The sequence below is a fragment of the Pseudomonas frederiksbergensis genome (assembly GCF_003732665.1).
GTDB lineage: Bacteria > Pseudomonadota > Gammaproteobacteria > Pseudomonadales > Pseudomonadaceae > Aquipseudomonas > Aquipseudomonas frederiksbergensis_G.
In genome coordinates this window covers 240815-261599 of sequence record NZ_MOBP01000001.1, presented here as the reverse complement: position 1 = coordinate 261599, position 20785 = coordinate 240815, and the positions used below count along the sequence as shown (strand labels likewise).

Sequence of the window (20785 nt, the reverse complement as noted above, 5' to 3'; positions counted from 1 at the left end):
GAGCAAGCCCGCTCCCACATTGGGAATGCATTCCTCCTGTGGGAGCGGGCTTGCTCGCGAAGAGGCCGGCACATTCAACCCAAAATCCCCGGTCGGTCATCGGAGGACAAGTTCTTACGAACAGTCCTACATGATCTACAGACCCCATGAACTGTGCCCTCTACACCCCCAATGCTAGTTTGCCTGACGTTCCCCAAAGGCAGATTCAGATGAAGAAAATGGCGGTTGTACTGGGCGCATGTTCCCTGGCCTTATCCGGCTGCGGCACCGCCGTAACGGTGCTGCAAGACGATGCCGATGCCGCCCGCGGCCTGCGCAAACAAAAGACCTACTGCCAGTCCATCCCCCGGGTCTACAGCGGCCTGGCCTATGACTTTTGCGTATTGAACGCACCACCCGACCCCACCGGGTTTCTGGTGCCGCTGGTGTTACTGGATTTGAGCCTGTCGGGCGTGCTGGACACGGTGGTCTTGCCGTACACGATCTATCGGCAGGGCGTTGACGGCAATATCGCGATTTATTGGCGCGTGGGGCGTGGGTAAGGAGTCGGGAAGTGAGGATGGGGCAGAATTTCCCATGCTCAGAAAGCGAAAAGCCCCGATGAAACTCACCGAGGCTATGACGCCGACCAGGATCTCCCAATCCACTTGGGCCTAAGCCTATGTCGAGGCCCTTTGTCTGTCAACGCGCGACCCCGCCGCTTCCCGCTAGAGGTTTGCCAGCGCTTTTACGCTATAATCCCGCCCTTTAGCTGTCTCTCGCCCCTTGCGAGGGCACATTAATTTTTGAGGCGCTTGTCGCCTGAATGCAGACTAAAGAGGCTAGACCCCTGTGGCATTGACGATTCTTGGCCTGTCCGGCGCCCTTAGCCATGATCCTTCCGCAGCCTTGTACATCGACGGCAAGTTGGTCGCGGCGGCAGAGGAAGAGCGCTTCGTACGCGATAAACATGCAAAGAACCGCATGCCCTACGAATCGGCGAAGTTCTGCCTCGAACAGGCAGGCATCAAGCCCTCCGACGTTGATGTGGTGGCGATTCCGTTCGCGCCGATCAGCCTGTTCGGCAAGGCGCGCTGGCACTACGCCAAGCGTTACTGGTACGCCCCGGACCGTGCGCTCGACGCGATCCTGATGGGCAACCGTCGCTACAAGCGCTATCGCAACAAGATCGTGTTCTGCCTTGAGCAACTGGGTTTCGACCCGAAGAAAATCAAGATCGAACCGGTCGAGCACCACTTGGCCCACGCCTCCAGCGCTTACCACTGCTCCGGTTTCAAAGAGAAAACCGCGATCCTGGGGATCGACGGCAAGGGTGAGTACGCCACGACCTTCTTCGGTTATGGCGAAAACGGCAAGATCCACAAGATCAAGGAATTCTTCGACCCGGACTCCCTCGGCGGCCTGTACGGCGCGATCACCGAGTTCCTCGGTTTCGAGATGCTCGACGGCGAGTTCAAGGTCATGGGCATGGCGCCATATGGCGACCCGAGCAAATACGATTTCTCGCGCCTGGCTTCGTTTGAAAACGGCGAGCTGGTGATCAATACCGACTACGCCAACGTCATCGGCCTGCGTCGCTATAAAGAGAAGGGCAAGGGTTTCTACTTCTCGCCGAAACTGATCGAGTGGCTGGGTCCCAAGCGCGAAGGCGACATCGCCGACGAGCCGTACATCCACTACGCCGCCAGCATGCAAGCATTGTTCGAAAAGATCTCGCTGCAGATGATCGACCACTACCTGGGCGACGTGCTCAAGGAAACCGGCAAGCTGGCCTTCGCCGGTGGCTGTGCGTTGAACGTCAAGCTGAACCAGAAAATCATCGCCCGCGACGACGTCACCGAGCTGTTCGTGCAACCGGCGTCCGGCGATGCCGGCACGGCGGTGGGGGCTGCTGCCTACGTATCCCACGCCCGTGGCGTACCGGTCGAGAAGATGGAACACGTCTACCTCGGCCCGTCCTACAGCAACGAAGACGTGATCGCCGCGTGCGCCCGTCACCCGAGCAAGCCGACCTGGCGCAAGCTCGAGAACATGCCGGAAAACATTGCCAAGATCATGGTCGACGGCAACCCGGTGGCCTGGTTCCAGGGCCGCATGGAGTTCGGTCCGCGAGCCTTGGGCGGCCGTTCGATCATTGGTTGCCCGAGTGCGACCGGCGTGGCTGACCGCATCAACCATCAGATCAAGTTCCGCGAACGCTGGAGGCCTTTCTGCCCGTCGATGCTCGACACCGTGGCGCCGCAGATGATCAAGATCGATCACCCGGCACCATTCATGACCTTCACCTTTGAAGTGGCGGAAGAGTGGAAGACCCGCGTGCCGGAAGTCGTCCACGAAGACGGCACGTCCCGGGCCCAGGTGCTCAAGCGTGAATACAACCCGCGCTATTACGACATGATGAAAGCGCTGGAAGTGCTGACCGGCAACGGTGTGTCGCTGAACACCTCGCTCAACCGCCGTGGCGAGCCGATGATCTGCTCGCCGACCGACGCCCTGAACATGTTCTTCGGCTCCGACCTGCAATACCTGATCATGGAAGACATTCTGGTGGTCAAAGAAGGTGCGGACGCTTATGACACGCTCGGCTGAGCGCCATGTGCTGCAGTTCTGCCACGGCTATGATGGGCCGTTCCTGGACTGCGCCCGGCAATACGCCAGCCTGTTCGCGGGGACCGGCTATCGAGTGACCACGGTCTTTCTGACCGGGGCCGCCGACAGCGAAGTCGCCGCGGGCTGCGCTTCTGATGAAGTGCTGTTCATGGAATACAGCTCCAAGGCCATTCGTGGCTTGAAGCTGGGCGCCATCGGCGATCTGCGCAAGATCGCCGCTTCGCGCAATTTCAGTTTTTGCATCGCCCATCGCTTCAAACCGATCTACATCGCCTTGCTCGGCACCTCGTTGCCGGTGATTGGCGTGCACCACGCGTTTGACGACTACAAACGCGGCACGCGCAAACTGTTCGCGCATATTTTCCGCAAGCGTCTGAGCCTGCTCGGGGTATCCGATGCGGTGCGCGACGACATGCGCCAGTGCCTGCCGAAATGGCCGGCGGCGCGGATCCAGACGCTCTACAACCGCATCGATGTGCAAGGCTTGCAAGTCACGCAGGTGTCGACTCGCGAAGCCCGGGAAACCCTGGGTCTGTCGGCGGATGCCTGGGTGGTCGGCAACGTCGGGCGGCTGCACCCGGACAAGGATCAAACCACGCTGCTGCACGGTTTTGCCGCGGCGTTGCCGGGGTTGCCGGGCAATAGCCAACTGGTGATTCTCGGTTCCGGTCGCCTCGAGCAGAGCCTCAAGGACCTGGCCCGTGAACTCGGGATCGGCGATCGCGTGCTGTTCCTCGGCCAAGTGCCCGAGGCCCGGCGCTACTTCCGTGCTTTCGATGTATTTGCCTTGAGTTCCGATCACGAACCGTTCGGCATGGTGCTGCTCGAAGCCATGGCCGCTGGCGTGCCGTTGCTGGCGACCGCGTGCGGTGGGGCGAAGGAAGTGGTCGAAGGGGTGGGCATTCTGTTTCCGCTGGGCGATGCCGAACACTTGGCGCAAGGGCTGCAGCATTTGGCCGCGATGGACGAACAGCAGCGTCGCCAATGCGCCGAGCTGATGCTCGACCGCTTGCGCGAGCGCTTCAGCGACCGCGCGGTGCGCGACGCTTTCTGGCATTTGCCACACGTTACCGAACTGGCACAGAGGGGCTGATGCTCAACCGATTTCAAGGCTGGCGCGAACGAGGCTGGGCGTCGGTTGACGCCTCGACTTATGCCGATGCCTGGCAGCGTTTTGGCGGCAGCGTCGCGACTCACCCAATGGTCGTCGAGCGCCTGGCGGCACTGGCGCAGATTCCGGTGCGCTACCTGGCCTGGGAGCAAAACGGCGAAGTAAAAGCCGCGATCCCGACCTGGGGCCGCGACCTCGCGCTGTCCAAGGACGTGCTCAAACGCAGCGGTAAAAAAGGCCTGTTCGACCTCGGCAATGCCGAGTTGATCTTGCCCGCCGCCGCCGATGCCCAGGCCCCTTTGCGTCATCGCGGGCGTTATCTGTCGGCGCTGAACGAAGGCCGCTTCACCGGCATCAAGTTGCAAACCGAACAGCTGGCCATGGCCCGCACCCCCGAAGAACTGTCGAAGAAATTTCGCTACAACCAGCGCCGCGAATTGCGCCTGCTGGAAGAGGCGGGCGGGGTGGTAAGGCCGGTCAGCGAGTTTTCCAGCGGCGAGCTGGCGGCGATCTACTGCGACCTGTTCCAGCGCCGCTGGGGCTTCCCGGCCACCGGCGCGGCGCGCATGGGCGAGGTGATCGAGTTGCTGCGCGAGTTGCTGATCGGCTCGGTGATTTTCCTCAACGATGCGCCGATAGCGATTCAACTGGTGTACCGCGTCGAAGCACCGCAGTGGATCAGCGTCGAGTACATCAATGGCGGCGTCGACCCTGAAACCCGCGAGTTCAGCCCTGGCAGCGTGCTGAGTTTCCTCAACACCCAAAGCGCCTGGGAACACGCTCGAACACTGGATAAACCGCTGCGGTTTTCCTTCGGTCGGGCCGACCGTGAATACAAGGACCGCTGGTGCAATCCTGTGCCGGTCTTCACCGTATGAGCCAGCCTATGAGTCGCAAACAGCAACTGCTCAAGCGTCATCGCCGCAACAAACGCATCGGCCTGCTGATCACGCTGGCGCTGTTGATCGTCATGGGTGTGCTGGTGGCCTGGTGGTTGCCGCCGGTGCTGGCGGTCCTGGGCTGGATCGCCCATGAGGCGTGGTTCGCCGACCATTTGTTTTATTCGCCCAAAGACGATTACCAATACAGCTTCCCGCCCTACACCCAGCGGCCGAAGGTGCATCTGGTGGGCGAGCATCTGCGGCTGGATGAAGGCGTGATGCTGGTCGATGACGCGACATTGGTCCTGGCGCTGCGGGTCAAAAGCACCTGGCTGGGACGTTTTATCGACCCGGTGATCGAGTTGGCGGGCGGTAACCACCCGGACCGACAAACCTTCGAACGCGGCGTTGACGGCCTGCGCTACTTGAACCTTACGGGGCAGTCGCACGTGCTGTCCCAAGGACAGTTGCGTTTGCGTGGGCGCTTCTGTCGGTTGCTCGGCGAACCGGTGCTCTGGGCCTTTGAACAACCGGATTACCACCGTCAGCGGGTCATGGTGATAGCGCCCCACGCCGACGACGCTGAACTGGCGGCCTACGGTTTGTACAGCCAGGCCAATGAAGCCTGGATCGTCACGCTTACCGCCGGCGAGATCGAAGCCGAACACTATCAGCAGATGGGCCTGAACAAGGTTGAAGCGGCGCGGCTCAAGGGCCGTTTGCGCGCCTGGGACAGCATCGCGGTGCCGCGTTGGGCTGGCGTGCCAGAAGCGCATTGCGTGCAGTTGGGTTATTTCTGCCTGCAACTGGCGGCCATGCAAGCGGCGCCATCGCAACCGATGGGATCGCGGGAAGCCGAGTTGGGCGACACCCGCCTGTTTCGCCAGTTGAACCCGTTCACCTTGCCCGGCGACGCCGACGGTGCGCCGACCTGGAACAACCTGCTGGCCGACCTGCGTGAAGTGCTGCTGCGCGCCCGCCCGGAGGTGATCGTGCTGCCGCACCCGACCCTCGATCCACACCCCGATCATATCTGCGCCCAGGAAGCCGTCCTCGAAGCGCTCAAGGGCCTGGACTGGCAGCCGACCCTGCTCGGTTACGCCAACCACCTGCACGACAACGATCGTTGGCCAATGGGTGATGCCGGCCATGGCATCGCGTTGCCGCCGGCGTTCGATTCGACCCTGGCGATGCAACCGTGCTGCCTGCCGATGTCGATTGAGCAACAGCGCGACAAGGCGATGGCGTTGGGCATGATGCATGACCTGCAACCGCCCCTGCCGTTCAAGCGGCGTTTGCGCCGCTGCATACAACGACTGCTGGCCGGGCGCAGGCCGCCCATTTATGGCGAAAACGAGTTCTTTCGCAAAGCCGTCAGGCGCCATGAATTGTTGTGGGTTTTGAAGCAAACGGATACATCTGCACAGTAAAAATGAAGCATGGCTCGGTTTAGCATGGCGGCAAATTAAACAGCCGCAGTGACTTTTGTGTGATGAACCCAAGCCCGCGTATTCTTTTTCTGATTCCTTATTTCGGCCAATGGCCGTTCTGGATGCCGTTCTTTCTGGAGAGTTGCAGGCGTAACGCCGATATCGACTGGTTGCTGTTCAGTGACTGTGGCACGCCCGACAACCTGCCGCCCAATGTCACCGTTGAAGCCATGGCCTTCAGTGATTATTGCGCGCTGGTGTCGCGGCGCTTGAGTATCGACTTTGCGCCCACGGCCGCTTACAAGCTGTGCGATATCAAGCCAGCGTTGGGACACATTCATGCCGACCGCTTGCAAGGCTATGATTTCTGGGCGTTTGGCGATATTGATCTGGTGTATGGTGACCTGCGACGTTATTTCACGCCGCAGCGACTGGCCGGTTATGACCTGTTCTCGACCCATGAGCGGCGGGTTGCAGGGCATTTGTGCCTGATGCGCAACACTGCGCGCAAGCGTGAGCTGTTCATGCAGATCAAGGGCTGGCAAAAGCGTTTTACCGATCAAGAGCATCATGCGCTGGACGAGGGGGCTTTCAGCCGTATCTTCCACTGGCGCAAGAATTTTCCCGAGCCTTTGTTCACTCTGGTGGGCAAGCTCAATCCGTGGCGTCGCCGCAGCGAATTCACCGAGGCATTCAGTACGCCGGGTGGTTGCATCAAGTGGCATGACGGCACGGAAAATTTCCCGCGCCGCTGGTATTGGCGCGATGGCTGTTTAAGCAATGATCGCGATGGCGATCGACGGTTTCCGTATTTCCATTTCGTTTGCTGGAAGCGCAACGAGTGGTCACGGTTACCCCAACCCGATCCGGCCGAGGTCAGGCGCATCGCCGCCGAACCGGTCTGGGTCATCGATGCGACTGGTTTCCACGGGGAGAGTTATGAGTCAACGGTCAAAGGTTCTGCAACTGCAGCCTGACTACAACGTCAAAGCCCATGATTTTGCCGACCTGGCAGAGCAGATCGTCAAGGCACTGCCGAATGATCGCTATGAGGTGACTGCCGCGTTCCTGCGCGGCAAGCCAGGGCCAGGCGAGGCGGTGAGCCGTGCCGACCGTTCGGTGTATTTCGAATTTTCCGACAAGTCCCTCAAAGGTATGCGTCTGCGCGCCATGTGGGAGCTTTACAAGTTCTGCCGTGCCGAAAAGTTCGACGTGGTGATCTGCAACCGTTTCAAACCCGTGAACATGATGCTGACCCTCAACCGCTGGTTGAAGGTGCCGCTGTGCATCGGCATCTCCCATGGTTTTGGCGAGTACGACCGCTTTTACCGGCGCCGCCAGACCCAGCGCCTGATCGATCGCCATTGGCGCTTCGTCGGCGTCTCGCCGGCGGTCAAGCAATACCTGCTGGACTGCGGGTGTGGATTTACCGACCAGAACACCTACGCCATCACCAACGCCATCGACATCGAACAGGCCGAAGGTTTGCAGCACAGCCGCGAGCGCGCCCGTGAATTGCTGGGCATTGATCCCTCGGTTCGACTGATCGGCGCGCTGGGCCGTTTGGTGCCGGTCAAGGGTCACACCTACCTGTTGCAGGCCTTTGCTGCGCTCAAGGACAAATACCCGAATACCCAACTGGCGATCATCGGTGCCGGCCGCGAAGAAGCGAAACTGGCCGCCGAGATCGAACGCCTGGGCCTGACGGGTCGTGCGCACCTGTTGGGGTTCAAGGAAATCGCCCTGCAGTACATTCGCGCCTTTGACGTCTGGACCATGCCGTCCCTGGCCGAAGGCCTGGGTCTGGCGCTGCTCGAAGGCATGAGCGGGCATTTGCCGGTAATCGCCTCGAACGTGCCGGCCATGTTGCCACTGATCGAAGGCGCCGGTGGCCTGGCGATCACGCCCAAGGATGTGCCGAGCCTGGTCGCGGCGCTGGATAACTACCTCGCGCTGTCGGATGACGAACTCAAGGCCAAGGGCGAGCAGGCGTTCCGTTACCTGCAAAAAGAACATGACATCGAGGTGTTCCGCCAGGAATACCTGAACCTGATCGACTCCGGCCTGGAACAGGCCCGCAAGGAACACAAATGAACGACGCGCAACCCATCGTCACCGTCATCATTGCGTCGTACAACCACGCGCCCTATATCGAAGAAAGCATCCTCAGCGTCATCAACCAGACTTATCCGAACATCGAATTGCTGGTGGTCGATGACGGCTCCAAGGACGACAGTGTCGAGCGTATCAAGGCCTTGCAGGCGCTGCATGGCTTCGACTTCCGGGTCCAGGAAAACCAGGGCCTGACCAACACGCTCAATGGCGCGATCGCCCGTTCCAAGGGCAGCCTGATCGTGCCATTTGGTTCCGATGACATCATGTTGCCGGAGCGCATCGCCACCCAGGTGGCGTACATGGATGGCAAGCCCGAGGTGGGCATCTGCGCCGGCAACATCGAACTGATCGACGCCGACGGCAACCTGTACCCAGAGAAACGCCAGCGTCGGGATGTGCCGTTCCGTCGTCTGGACTTCGATGACATGTTCCTGGAGCGCAAGCCCTATCCGCCGGCGCCGACGCTGATGATCCGACGTGAAGCGCTGGACAAGGTGGGCGGGTTCGATCCGAACATCCGTCTGGAGGACTTGCTGATCGAGTTGAAGGTGACCCGTGCCGGTTACTTCATCGATGGCCTGAACGTGCTGATGGCGCGCTATCGCAAGCACGCCACCAACTCCTACAAGAACCACCGCTTCATGATCGACAACATCCTGCGTTCCTACGCGCTGTTCAGCGACCATCCGCTGTACGACGAGGTGCGTTACAAGTTCTTGAGCTCGATGTTCCTGAAAACCGCCAACCGCGATCGCAAACTGGCGCGGGAGCTGCTGGCGCAGATTCCGTTCAAGGCCTGGAACAAGAAGACCTGGCGGGGTCTGGGGCGGCTGTACTTTTCGCCGCTGGAAAAGGACTGAGTCCGTTCAGGAGGATCGCTCGATGTTATCGAGCGGTCCTTTCCCTCAGGTTCTTCGTCATCCGGCCCTGACGCAGCCATAGCAAGAAGTGTTTGCCGGCGTTGATGCCGGGCTTCTCGATGTACAGGAAGGTCAGGCTGCTGATGATGATCAGCAGGCAAGCGCACAACGCCATCAACGGCAGGAAGACCCAGGTTTCACGCGCGTCGATGGCTAGCATGTGGGGCAGACGCTGCACCATGACCCAAAGCAGGAAACCGTGCAGCAGGTAAGTGCTGTAGCTGATCTCTCCCAGCCAGCGGATGCTGCGTGGCTGCAAGGCGCCGAAAAGTGTGTGCCCCGATGCCACGATCACGAAGAAAACCGACATCAACAGCAACGGCATCAGGCTGAACGCGCGGCTGAAGGCAGTAAAGGCAATCGTCAGCGCCAACAGCGCGATGATGCCCGCCAGTCGCGTTTGACTCCAGGCGACCAGTTGCGGCCGACGGACCCAGTACGCGGCACCGATGCCACCGAGGAAACTGGCCAGAAAGTGTTTCTTCAGTGAGTGTTCCCAGCCGACGACCTGGTACAACGCGTAGATGCCGATCAGGCACAGCACCACTTGCAGCCATGTGCCGCGATAGATGAACACCAAGGCGGCCAAGGGCAGGGCCAGGTAGAAAAACACCTCGTAGCCCAGGGTCCAGGTGACGTTGGAAATCAGCATGCCGGTCTGGTGGTATTGGTTGATGTCTGGCCGATCAAAGGTCAGCCACGCCAGAATCTGCCCGGCGAGCTGGAAGCCGGACTCCTTCAACTCCCAGTTTTGCAAATGGAAGACTGAGACAAATACCAGCAGCATCAGCGGCAGGTACAACGGGTACAAGCGAAACAGCCGGGATACCGCAAAGGCCAGCCAGTCGTGGTTACGCCCCTGCGCGAGCAAGCGGCTCCAGAATAGAAAACCGGTGATCATGAAAAACAGCGCTACGCTGCCCTGCCCAAGCTGCGAGTAAAAGTTGCTCGGCGGAAAATCAATCACACCGGTACGCAAAAAGATCCAGGTAATGATCGAGTGGTGCACGAACACACCAAAGGCCAGATAACCGCGCAGGCCATCGATGCTGGCGTAGCGACTTTCACCGGAATGCTGCAAGTGCCGAGCGATTTTCGGAACGGCGCGCAACAGCAGTGCGGCGGTCACGATGGCCAGCAGGTAGGCGGCCAGCGCAATGAGTGGGTTGATTTCAGTCATCAGTGAGCCCGGGCCGGATTGCTGGCGGCCAGCACTTGCCTGTGCAGGTTATTTACGGCGGATTTTGACGCCGTCATGGCGTATCCCTGGAGCAGTGCCTCGAAATGGTCCTCGAACAACCAGCGCCGATCCTCGGTGTAGCGTTGCATGTGACGCAAGTTGCGCTGGCGCAGGGACAGACTCAATGATGACGGGTAGATGCGCATGTCGGCCAGATCGATCAGGCCGAACTCGCCATCCCCCAGCACCAGTACGTTGCCCAGGTGCAGGGAGCGGAAGTAAACGCCTTGCTCATGCAACTGGGCCATGAACTTGCCGAAACGCTCCACCAGGGCCTGGCGCACCGCTGGCGCGGTAATCCCTTGCAGGACCTGGCGCAGAGTGTTGCCCGGCAGTGGCGCGTAATGCACCGCGGTGCTGCCGTCGTCGAGACGGTACAGACCCAGGGTCCGGGGGGTTGGGATGCCCAGATTGCGCAGTTGCTCGCTGTTGATGGCGAATCGTTCGGAATAGGGATTGAAACTCCCCGAGGTGTACCAGCGACGGCGGCGGAACAGTTTGAGAAAACTGCCATCGGCCAGGCACAGCACTTTCGGACCCAGGCCATCTTCCTCGATCACCAGGGCGTCGACCGTCATCTGCTCGAACGCTGCCGGCGCCAGCGTTTCAACCGGCATGGCCAGCAAGCGCCTGGCCCGTTGGTTGATGCTCAGCGCAGCGATCAGCGCCAGGGGAATCCACAGCAGGAACCAGTGCTCCTTGGGCCGGGAGATGATCCCGCCGCCCTCGGTCAGGCCTGCACCGATGCCGAATATCAGCCAGGTCGAGGCGACGATAAACAGCGGTTGGACGCGATAGCGCCAACTGCTCAGCAGTCCCCAGGCCTGAAAGAACAACCAGGGCAACAAGCCGAAAATGCCGACGTAATAGAGCACGCCAAGCGCAAAGTTATGGGGCTCTTGCAGGGTGTAGCCGACGCCGGGGTCGAGTGCCAGGCTAGCGTTGTAGCCATGGCCGATCCACGGGTGTTCGGAAATTCGCTGCAGGACCATCTGCCAGATTTCGAGGCGAAAGGAATCGCCTCGCTCAACGATCATCCGCGAAAACAGCACGCTGACCCCTAAGCCACAGACAGCCAACGCTGCGAGCAAGACGATTGAGCGACGATTCCAGCAAATGAAACTCAGCCATAGTGCAGCCAGTGTCAGAGCCACCAGTGGGGTTCTGGAACCGGTGGCGATTACCGCCGCGAACATGATGACCATCGCCGGAAGGCTGAGCCAGAGCATCTGGCGACGCTTGCAGGTCATGCTCAGGCTCAACCAGTAGGCACAGAAAAAGCCGAAGATATGCGAGCTGAGCAAGGGGTTGTCGAACGCGCCGCCGCCGATCAATCGCAGGCCCGGCTGATAGATATGCGCAAACATGTACAGGTTATAGAGCGTAGCAATCAGCCCGACGATCGCGGCACTGAACAGCAGCGGCTGGATGATTTCGCTGCGGTGGCGCACCAGCAGGTACGATCCCGCGAACAACAGCAGCGTATGCAGCGCTGGCTTGAACTGACCGGGGATGCTTTCGTCATTCGGTGGTCCCCAGCTCAGGCTCAACAAGGCCCAGACGGCAAACAGCAGCAGCGCGATGAACACCGGTTCGCGCAGCAACTCTTTGAGTTCCCGCGGACGCAGGCAAAGGGCGATCAACGCTGGAATGCTGAACAACCCATAAAACAGCTTGTGATGAAGGCTGCGTCCCGGCAAAAAGAACAGCGCGCACAGGAGTAAGAGATAACCCAGTGGAAGAATCCACAGGCAAATGAAATCGAAGATTCGATTGGACGTGCTGTTGAAACCGCTGAGTTGCATGCTGAGAGATTCAATCCTGAAGTTGATCGGCCATTTCGGGGTGATGGCTATTTGATGCTGAATGCAGCGCCTAACAATAACAGCCTTTATGCGTTTGCCAGAACCCTGAAGAAGCTGTGCTAAAGTCAGCGTCCTTTTTATCGACAATCGCGTGATATGACCGACTCCAGTCTCTCCGCAAGCCCATCGAGCTTGAAAATCTACTTCCGTCTGCTCGGCTATGTCCGGCCGTACATCAGTCTGTTCCTGATCAGCATTGTCGGCTTTCTGATTTTCGCTTCGACGCAGCCAATGCTTGGCTACATTCTCAAGTACTTCGTCGATGGCTTGTCCAATCCTGAAGCCGTGCTGTTTCCGACGGTGCCTTACCTGCGCGACCTGCAACTGCTGCAGGCGGTGCCGCTGCTGATCATCCTGATCGCGGCGTGGCAGGGTTTCGGCTCTTACCTGGGCAACTACTTCCTGGCCAAGGTTTCCCTCGGGCTGGTCCATGACCTGCGGGTGCAGTTGTTCAATAACTTGCTGGTCTTGCCGAACCGGTACTTCGACAAGCATAACTCGGGTCATCTGATTTCGCGTATCACCTTTAACGTGACCATGGTGACCGGGGCGGCCACAGATGCGATCAAGGTCGTAATCCGTGAAGGCATGACGGTGATCTTCCTGTTTGCCTCGTTGCTGCTCATGAACTGGCGCCTGACCCTGGTCATGGTCGCCATCCTGCCGCTGATCGCGGTCATGGTGCGCACTGCCAGCAAGAAATTCCGCAAGCAAAGCAAGAAAATCCAGTCGGCCATGGGCGACGTGACCCACGTGTCTTCGGAAACGATCCAGGGCTATCGCGTGGTCCGCAGCTTCGGCGGCGAAGTCTACGAACAGAAGCGCTTCCTGGCCGCCAGCCAGGGCAACACCGACAAGCAACTGCGCATGACCCGCACCGGCGCGATCTACACGCCGCTGCTGCAACTGGTGATCTACAGCGCCATGGCGGTGCTGATGTTCCTGGTGCTGTACCTGCGCGGCGATGCGTCCGCCGGTGACATGATTGCCTACATCACCCTGGCCGGCCTCCTGCCCAAGCCAATCCGCCAGTTGTCCGAAGTCAGCTCGACCATCCAGAAAGGCGTGGCCGGTGCCGAGAGCATTTTCGAGCAGTTGGACGTCGAGCCGGAAGTCGATACCGGCACAATCGAGCGCGATGCGGTCAGCGGTCGCCTGGAAGTGCGCAACTTGAGCTTCACCTACCCGGACACCGATCGTCAGGTTCTCAACGACATCAGTTTCTCGGTTGAACCGGGACAAATGGTGGCGCTGGTGGGGCGCTCGGGCAGTGGCAAGTCGACGCTGGCCAACCTGATCCCACGCTTCTATCACCACGACAAGGGCGAAATCCTGATCGATGGCGTCGAAGTGGAACAGTACAAACTGCTGAACCTGCGCAAGCACATCGCCCAGGTGACCCAGCACGTGACGCTGTTCAGCGACACCGTGGCCAACAACATCGCCTATGGCGATCTGGCCGGCGCACCCCGTGAAGACATCGAAAAAGCGGCGAAAGACGCCTATGCCATGGACTTCATCGCACAGTTGCCCGAAGGCCTGGACACTCAGGTCGGCGAGAACGGCGTGTTGCTGTCCGGCGGCCAGCGCCAGCGCCTGGCGATTGCCCGGGCACTGCTGAAGAACGCACCGCTGTTGATCCTCGACGAGGCCACCTCGGCCCTCGATACCGAATCGGAACGGCACATTCAGGCGGCACTGGATCAGGTCATGAAAGGTCGGACCACCCTGGTGATCGCCCACCGTCTGTCGACCATCGAGAAGGCTGACCTGATCCTGGTCATGGACCAGGGCCGGATCGTCGAGCGCGGCACCCATGACCAGCTGTTGGCGCAGAATGGCTACTACGCGCGCCTGAATGCCATGGGCCTCGATGCCCCGGCAGAAGACATCGCCTGATGGGTAACGAGGGTGGACCTGTTCCACCCTCGTTCATTCGGTGGACGTGCAATGCGTCCGCTGATTTGTATCCGCTTCCTTACCCTTCTTGACCAAACCTGAATAAAACTCCGTACCGCGCTTGTTAAGGTTCCTGAACGAACTTTTGACTTCCATCGAAGGGGCCATCCCCGTCGCGCGGGTACTGCCATGTTGCAACGCTATCTCTGGAAACTGTTGCCCAAGCAGCAGCGGGCCTTTCTGCTAGGGCGCCTGTCGGTCGTGGACCGCCAGGTGGTGAACAAGTCGATGTCGGCCAATCTGCAGTTTCCCTCGTCCTTTGCGCAGCGAGCCTGCCTGTTCATTCACGTGCCCAAGTGTGCCGGCAGCAGCGTATGTGCGGCGCTGTTCGACGACTGGAGCCCCGGGCATCTGCCGTTGTACTGGTACGAGCAGCAGTTTCCCGAGCAGTTTGCCGCCAGTTTCAAGTTCGCCTTCGTCCGCGACCCCTTGGAGCGAGCCTACTCGGCCTACGCTTTTCTACGGGGCAACGAGTTGGGGAAACGCGACCACGCCGCGCAGAAGTTGGTCCGCCAATTTCGCGATTTCGACGACTTTGTGGCGCGCTGGCTGCATCCGGAGACCATCAGCCGGCAACTGCATTTTGCCGCGCAAACGGATTTTCTCAGGGACTCCCTTGGGCATCTGGCCCTGGACTTCATCGGTTATCAAGAACACCTGGCACGGGATTTCGAGCTGGTGTGCGAGCAGTTGAAGCACCCGGTGCTACTGCCCCATGTCAACAGTTCGCAGCAGCGTCAGCCAAGGCTGGCCCGTGATTTCTGTTCGGTTCGCACCCGTCGCCTGGTGCGTCGGGCTTATCAGCGCGATTACGAGATGCTCGGCTATGAATAATGCCCGATCGATGTCCACGCCGACCCCGGCGATCCGCCCTTACGGCTTGTCCCTGTCGAGGGAAGCCCGGGCCGCGCTCAAAGCGCAGCGCCCGCGCTGTATATGGTTGACGGGGTTGTCCGGGGCGGGAAAGTCGACGCTGGCCAATGTTTTGGAGCTGCAGCTCAATCAAAGCGGTTTTCACACCTTCATCCTCGATGGCGACAACCTGCGCGGCGGCCTGTGTAGCGACCTGGGGATGGGGGCTGATTGTCGCCGGGAAAATATTCGGCGTATGGCCGAGGTGGCGCGGTTGATGGTCGATGCCGGTCTGATTGTGATTGTGGCGGCGATTTCGCCATTCCGCGCCGAACGCGAGGCGGCACGACGGCTGTTTGCCGAGGGCGATTTTGTCGAAGTGTATGTGAGCACATCGTTCGCGGTTTGCGCGCAACGGGACCCCAAAGGTTTGTATCAGGCGGCCCTGCAAGGGCGGATCAAGGACTTTACCGGCATCGACAGCCCGTATGAGGCGCCGCTGACGGCGGAGTGTGAGATCGACACCCAGGATCTGGCGCTGGAAGACGCCTGCGCCCGGTTGTCGGCGTTTCTGTTCAAAAAATGAGCAAAAAACCCTGTCAATTCATCCTGTTGCAGCCGTCGCGCAAGCCTGCGCCAACCCTGTGTTAATATCGCGGCCCTGTTCATTTTGTATGTGGGTTGCTCCATGAAGTTGTCCATGCCGCGATTCGATCAAGCCCCTGTCTTGGTGGTCGGCGATGTCATGCTCGACCGTTACTGGCATGGTGGGACCTCACGGATTTCCCCTGAGGCGCCGGTGCCGGTGGTCAAGGTCGAGCAAATCGAGGACCGCCCGGGCGGTGCCGCCAACGTTGCCCTCAACATCGCCGCCCTCGGGGCCCCGGCCTCGCTGGTCGGCGTGACCGGCGACGACGAAGCCGCCGACAGCCTGGCCAACAGCCTCAAGGGTGCTGGAGTGCGAGCGTTGTTCCAGCGCATCGCGCACCAGCCGACCATCGTCAAACTGCGGGTCATGAGCCGCCACCAGCAATTGCTGCGTATCGACTTCGAAGAACCGTTCGCCACCGACGCCCTGGCGTTGGGCAAGCAGGTCGACGAATTGCTCGAAGGCATCAAGGTGCTGGTGCTGTCCGATTACGGCAAAGGCGCGCTGAAAAACCATCAGGTGCTGATCCAGGCCGCCCGTGCCCGTGGCATTCCGGTGCTGGCCGATCCAAAGGGCAAGGATTTCTCGATCTATCGCGGTGCGAGCCTGATCACCCCGAACCTCAGCGAGTTCGAAGCCATCGTCGGCGGCTGCGCCGATGAGCACGAACTGGTGAGCAAGGGCGCAACTCTGATGCACGACCTCGACCTCGGCGCCTTGCTGGTGACCCGTGGCGAGCACGGCATGACCTTGTTGCGCCCGGATCATCCGGCGCTGCACCTGCCGGCCCGTGCCCGTGAAGTGTTCGACGTGACCGGTGCCGGTGACACGGTGATTTCGACCCTGGCGGCCGCGATTGCCGCTGGCGAAGAACTGCCCCACGCCGTGGCCCTGGCCAATCTGGCGGCGGGCATTGTGGTTGGTAAGTTGGGGACGGCGTGCATCAGCGCACCGGAACTGCGTCGCGCCATCCAGCGTGAAGAAGGTTCCGAGCGCGGTGTGCTCGGTCTCGAACAGTTGTTGCTGGCAGTCGATGACGCCCGTGCGCACAACGAGCGGATCGTCTTCACCAACGGCTGCTTCGACATTCTGCATGCAGGCCACGTGACCTATCTGGAACAGGCCCGGGCCCAGGGCGATCGTCTGATCGTTGCGGTCAACGACGACGCTTCGGTGAGCCGCCTGAAAGGGCCAGGTCGTCCGATCAACAGCGTTGACCGGCGCATGGCCGTACTGGCCGGTCTGGGCGCGGTGGATTGGGTCATCAGCTTTGCTGAAGGCACCCCGGAAAACCTGCTGCGCGAGGTCAAGCCGGACGTGTTGGTCAAGGGCGGGGATTACGGGATCGACCAAGTGGTCGGCGCGGACATCGTCACCGCTTACGGCGGCACGGTGAAAGTGCTGGGGCTGGTGGAAAACAGCTCGACCACCGCGATTGTCGAGAAGATCCGCAATAACTGACCCTGGCTGCATTCCCACGCGGAGCGTGGGAACGATCAAACATCAAAAGATCGCAGCCTTCGGCAGCTCCTACGGGTGTACACATTCCCGTGTAGGAGCTGCCGAAGGCTGCGATCTTTTGCTTTTGATTTTAAGAGCCGACTTTCTTGCGCGGCACGATTTTCTTCAGCAATTGCTTGGCCTTCCCCCGCAACCGCGCCAACCCAGAATCTTTCCCTGGTGGTGCCAGCCCTTGCTGCCGCACCCAATCCTTCCAGCGAATCCGCTCATCGCGTACCAGCCAGCCTTCCTGCTTGGCAAAGCTCTCGGCCAGGTACAACCCGCGGGTGCTCGCCGGGTACAGTTGATCCTTCTTCAGCGTATAAAGCTCAGCCATCGGCTGGCCATCCTGCAACGGCATCAAATACAGATCGGGACGCTTGCGATCCAGTCGCGCCACCAGTTGATCACCTTCCAGGCGCTCATCTACATGGAACAGGCTCAAGGACTTGGCTTCTTTGGGCACGTCCAGGCGCAGGTCGTAGATCAACTGCAACGAAGCGGTCGGCAAGTGCACGTAGGCCCTGGGCCGTTCGATCAACTGCATGGCGGCGCAACGCACCGGCCGCGCCGAGCCGGACAGTGGCGTCAGGCGAAACGGCAGGGCTTCGCGATAATGCAGGGCGGAGGAGTAGGGCGCCGGCAGCCAGGTATCGTTGAAACGCCCGCTGAGCCAGCCTTCCGGGGTTTCCAGCAGACACTCTTCGGCAATCTCCTGGATCGCCGTGTGCAGCGGCAGGTTCAGTTCGTGGGCCGGGACGTAACCGGAAATCAGCTTGAGCACCACATCGCCACGGTCCTGTCGGCGCTGGCGCACCAGCACCCAATAATCACGATTCTGCCAATGCAGGGTCAGGCGCACCGAAACCCCGAGGTTGGCCAGTTCCAGGGCAAAGCGCTCGGTGTCGGGCACCGCCACCGGGCGGCGTCGTTGCAGGGTCTGGGAGAAATTCAGCGGCATCCCGACGCTCTGGTAACTCAAGCCTTCGGGAGTCGCTTCGACGTACAACGGCAGGGTCTTGAAGTTGCTCGGGTTCTTTCTAATGAGCGTACGCGGCATGTCGGCTCCTGCTTAAGGCCGCGTGGGCGGCGTCAGTTACTACGAAGGACCTGGGCAACGGTCGCGACGTTGTGGGCGAGGTGCAGCGGATTGATGGTCCCGACAATAGCACTGGCAACACCCGGATGTTGGAACAACAACTCGAAGCTGGCGCGCACCGGGTCGACGCCGGGGCTCAGGCACACATGACCGCTGGCAAGGGCCTTTTTCACCAGGATCGCTTTGCCGTGGACAGCAGCATAGTCAATCACGGCTTTCTCGCTCAGTTCGTTCAGATTGTAGGTGACCATGGCGCAATCACCCTGTTCCAGAGCCTTCAAACCGCCCTCGACGGTTTTGCCGGAAAAACCGAAACCGCGAATCTTGCCTTCGCGCTTCAACTCGGCAAGGGTCGAGTAGACTTCGCAGTCGGTGAGGATCGTAAGGTCGTTGCCGTCGGAGTGCACCAGCACCAGGTCGATAAAATCCGTTTCCAGACGCTGCAGGCTGCGCTCTACCGACAATCGGGTATGGGCGGCGCTGAAGTCGTGGCTCGACTGGCCATTGACGAATTCTTCACCGACCTTGCTCACGATCACCCACTCCTGACGCTGGCCGCGCAGCAACGGGCCGAGACGTTCTTCGCTGCGGCCATAGGCCGGGGCGGTGTCGATCAGGTTGATGCCCATGTCCCGGGCGAGTTTAAGCAGCATCCGCGCTTCGTCATCGCCGGGGATCTGGAAGCCGTTGGGGTATTTCACGCCCTGGTCGCGGCCCAGTTTTACGGTGCCCAGGCCCAGGGGCGAAACCAGCAGGCCGGTGCTGCCCAGTGGGCGATGCAGGTCGTGCAGGGTTTGTACGCTCATGGCAGCAGTTGCTCCCAGGCAGGGACGCCCATCGGTGGTTTTGGCAGTTCGGGCAGCGGCGCGGCAGGGCCGGGCTGAATGCCGTCCCGGGCGAGACTGGCGATCACGCGGTCGGCGAAGTCCGGCGCCAGTGCCAGTTTGGTTGGCCAACCCACCAACAGCCGCCCCTGTTCGGCGAGGAATGCGTTGTCCGGACGAGTCAGGCCTGATTGCAGCGGTTCGGCACGGTCCACGCGCAAGGTCGCCCATTGCACGGTGCTGAGGTCGATCCACGGCAGCAACTGCCCGAGTTCTTTTTGCGCGGTGGCGATTTGCTCGGCGGGCTCGCGGGCCACGCCTTCGGCTTCGGCGATGTCGCCACCCATGTACCAGACCCATTGGCCATCGGCGGCCGGGTGAGTGGTCACGGTGATGCGCGGTTTGGTGCCGCCGCCCAGGCAATGGGCGTACAGCGGTTTGAGGCTCGGGCCTTTGGCGATGATCATGTGCAATGGTCGGCGCTGCATGGCGGGCTGAGTCAGGCCCAGCGCTTCAAGCAACGCGGCCGTGCCGCCGCCGGCGCTGAGGACGATGCGTTGGGCGCGGATCTCGCGGCCATCGACTTTCAGGCCAACCAGAATTCCGCCATCCAGCAACGGTTCGATAGTCTGCCCGGCGAGCAAGCCGTCACCCGCCAGATCCGCCAGGCGCTGGATCAGGCTCGGCACGTCGACCACCAGTTCGGCCAATCGGTAAACCTTGCCCTTGAAGCGCTTGTCTTGCAGCGCCGGCGGCAGTTGATCGCCCTTGACCTGATCGACCCGACCGCGCACGGCTTTGCTGGCGAAGAAACTGGTGAGGTTGCCGGCGATCGTGCCGGGGGACCAGAGGTAGTGAGCTTCGGACAACAGGCGCACGCCGCTCAAGTCCAGTTCGCCGTCACCGGCCAGAGCTTCACGCCAGCGGCGCGGCATGTCGGCAATGGCTTCCGAGGCACCGGTCAGAGCGCCATGCAGCGCGTACTTGGCGCCGCCGTGGATGATGCCCTGGGACTTCACGCTCTGCCCGCCACCGAGGCTGGCGCTTTCCACCAGCACGGTCGAAAAACCCTGGCGGCGCAGACGCGCATTCAGCCAGAGGCCGGCGACACCAGCGCCGACAATCAGAACGTCGGTGGAAATAACGGATGGCATGCAGCGACCTCAGTGATCAAGACGAGGGCGCAGTATACAGACTCGTTGCGGAGGGGATTTGTCGGCGACTAATCGGGTGTACACAAAACTGTGGGAGCGGGCTTGCTCGCGAATGCGGTGGACCAGCCAACATCATCGTTGAATGATCCACCGCATTCGCGAGCAAGCCCGCTCCCACAAGGGATTGTGCTTGGCTTTAGTGCCCGGCGGTTTTGGAGAAGAGTTGAATCACTACGACGCCCAGGACGATGAGCCCCATCCCTAACATCGCCGGCACGTCCAGCTTCTGCCCGTAGATAAACAGCGCCGCCACGCTGACCATCACAATCCCCATCCCGGCCCACACCGCGTACGCCACGCCCACCGGCACGCTGCGCACGACAAGCGTCAGCATCCAGAAGGCGATGCCGTAGCCGACGATCACCAGGATCAGCGGCAGGGGCGTGCTGAAGCCTTTGACCGCTTTCATCGAAACAGTGGCGATCACTTCGGCGCAGATGGCGATGGCCAGGTAGTAGTAGGCGGTCATGGGGTAATCCTCGAATGAAGTGTTGCTCTCTGAGGTCGGCATTCTAG

Annotated in this window: 18 protein-coding genes; 12 read left to right on the top strand and 6 right to left on the bottom strand. The window is 60.7% G+C overall.

The annotated features are described in order from the left end of the window. Nucleotides 1–209 precede the first annotated feature (209 nt). The 8 genes from BK665_RS01215 (at nt 210) to BK665_RS01180 (ending at nt 9007) form a co-directional block, all read left to right on the top strand. Nucleotides 210–542 (top strand): YceK/YidQ family lipoprotein, encoded by a 333-nt coding sequence (locus BK665_RS01215; RefSeq protein WP_123402481.1) that lies wholly within the window; start codon nt 210–212, stop codon nt 540–542. A 289-nt stretch (nt 543–831) separates the two neighbouring features. After that, nucleotides 832–2589 carry a carbamoyltransferase family protein gene (locus BK665_RS01210; RefSeq protein ID WP_123402480.1) on the top strand — a complete coding sequence of 586 codons (1758 nt, stop codon included), beginning with the start codon at nt 832–834 and terminating at the stop codon, nt 2587–2589. Then, a complete protein-coding gene (locus tag BK665_RS01205) occupies nt 2573–3703 on the top strand; it encodes a glycosyltransferase (protein WP_123402479.1) in 1131 nt (376 codons plus the stop codon). The genes BK665_RS01210 and BK665_RS01205 overlap by 17 nt, the downstream gene beginning before the upstream one ends. Continuing rightward, entirely contained in the window at nt 3703–4599 is an 897-nt protein-coding gene (locus BK665_RS01200; protein ID WP_123402478.1) for an antimicrobial resistance protein Mig-14, read from the top strand. Before BK665_RS01205 ends, BK665_RS01200 begins: the two co-directional genes overlap by 1 nt. 8 nt (nt 4600–4607) lie before the next feature. Continuing rightward, entirely contained in the window at nt 4608–6032 is a 1425-nt protein-coding gene (locus BK665_RS01195) for a PIG-L deacetylase family protein (RefSeq protein ID WP_123402477.1), read from the top strand. A gap of 59 nt (nt 6033–6091) precedes the next feature. Then, nucleotides 6092–7009 (top strand): DUF6625 family protein, encoded by a 918-nt coding sequence (locus tag BK665_RS01190; RefSeq protein ID WP_123402476.1) that lies wholly within the window; start codon nt 6092–6094, stop codon nt 7007–7009. Then, complete coding sequence (locus BK665_RS01185; RefSeq protein WP_123402475.1) at nt 6972–8126, top strand: glycosyltransferase family 4 protein; 1155 nt, start codon at nt 6972–6974, stop codon at nt 8124–8126. The genes BK665_RS01190 and BK665_RS01185 overlap by 38 nt, the downstream gene beginning before the upstream one ends. Then, nucleotides 8123–9007 (top strand): glycosyltransferase, encoded by an 885-nt coding sequence (locus BK665_RS01180; protein WP_123402474.1) that lies wholly within the window; start codon nt 8123–8125, stop codon nt 9005–9007. Before BK665_RS01185 ends, BK665_RS01180 begins: the two co-directional genes overlap by 4 nt. Before the next feature lie 25 nt (nt 9008–9032). Here the strand turns inward: BK665_RS01180 and BK665_RS01175 are convergent, their stop codons facing one another. Together BK665_RS01175 and BK665_RS01170 are read right to left on the bottom strand one after the other, a co-directional pair. Next, nucleotides 9033–10247: an acyltransferase family protein gene (locus BK665_RS01175; protein WP_123402473.1), complete on the bottom strand. Its 1215-nt coding sequence runs from the start codon at nt 10245–10247 to the stop codon at nt 9033–9035. Further along, nucleotides 10247–12112 carry a bifunctional O-antigen ligase/aminoglycoside phosphotransferase family protein gene (locus BK665_RS01170; RefSeq protein ID WP_123402472.1) on the bottom strand — a complete coding sequence of 622 codons (1866 nt, stop codon included), beginning with the start codon at nt 12110–12112 and terminating at the stop codon, nt 10247–10249. Before BK665_RS01170 ends, BK665_RS01175 begins: the two co-directional genes overlap by 1 nt. Before the next feature lie 156 nt (nt 12113–12268). Here BK665_RS01170 and msbA point away from each other — a divergent pair, with 156 nt between their 5' ends. The 4 genes from msbA (at nt 12269) to hldE (ending at nt 17093) form a co-directional block, all read left to right on the top strand. Further along, nucleotides 12269–14071, top strand: a complete 1803-nt coding sequence (gene msbA / locus BK665_RS01165; RefSeq protein WP_123402471.1) for a lipid A export permease/ATP-binding protein MsbA — start codon at nt 12269–12271, stop codon at nt 14069–14071. Nucleotides 14072–14260: 189 nt separating this feature from the next. Continuing rightward, complete coding sequence (locus BK665_RS01160) at nt 14261–14965, top strand: sulfotransferase family 2 domain-containing protein (RefSeq protein WP_123402470.1); 705 nt, start codon at nt 14261–14263, stop codon at nt 14963–14965. Beyond that, nucleotides 14958–15569 (top strand): adenylyl-sulfate kinase, encoded by a 612-nt coding sequence (cysC, locus tag BK665_RS01155; RefSeq protein WP_123402469.1) that lies wholly within the window; start codon nt 14958–14960, stop codon nt 15567–15569. The genes BK665_RS01160 and cysC overlap by 8 nt, the downstream gene beginning before the upstream one ends. 102 nt (nt 15570–15671) lie before the next feature. Next, nucleotides 15672–17093, top strand: coding sequence for a bifunctional D-glycero-beta-D-manno-heptose-7-phosphate kinase/D-glycero-beta-D-manno-heptose 1-phosphate adenylyltransferase HldE (gene hldE / locus BK665_RS01150; RefSeq protein ID WP_123402468.1), 1422 nt, complete (start codon nt 15672–15674; stop codon nt 17091–17093). A 130-nt stretch (nt 17094–17223) separates the two neighbouring features. On the opposite strand, the gene BK665_RS01145 is transcribed toward hldE, so the two are convergent. The 4 genes from BK665_RS01145 to BK665_RS01125 all read right to left on the bottom strand — a co-directional run bounded on the left by BK665_RS01145 (nt 17224) and on the right by BK665_RS01125 (nt 20738). Then, complete coding sequence (locus BK665_RS01145; RefSeq protein WP_123402467.1) at nt 17224–18192, bottom strand: metal ABC transporter ATPase; 969 nt, start codon at nt 18190–18192, stop codon at nt 17224–17226. 32 nt (nt 18193–18224) lie between these two features. Further along, nucleotides 18225–19037 carry an aldo/keto reductase gene (locus BK665_RS01140; RefSeq protein WP_123402466.1) on the bottom strand — a complete coding sequence of 271 codons (813 nt, stop codon included), beginning with the start codon at nt 19035–19037 and terminating at the stop codon, nt 18225–18227. Next, a complete protein-coding gene (locus tag BK665_RS01135) occupies nt 19034–20209 on the bottom strand; it encodes an NAD(P)/FAD-dependent oxidoreductase (protein ID WP_123402465.1) in 1176 nt (391 codons plus the stop codon). The genes BK665_RS01140 and BK665_RS01135 overlap by 4 nt, the downstream gene beginning before the upstream one ends. A gap of 196 nt (nt 20210–20405) precedes the next feature. After that, the gene (locus tag BK665_RS01125) at nt 20406–20738 is read right to left on the bottom strand and encodes a DMT family transporter (protein WP_123402464.1); all 333 of its coding nucleotides are present in this window, start codon (nt 20736–20738) and stop codon (nt 20406–20408) included. Nucleotides 20739–20785 lie beyond the last annotated feature (47 nt).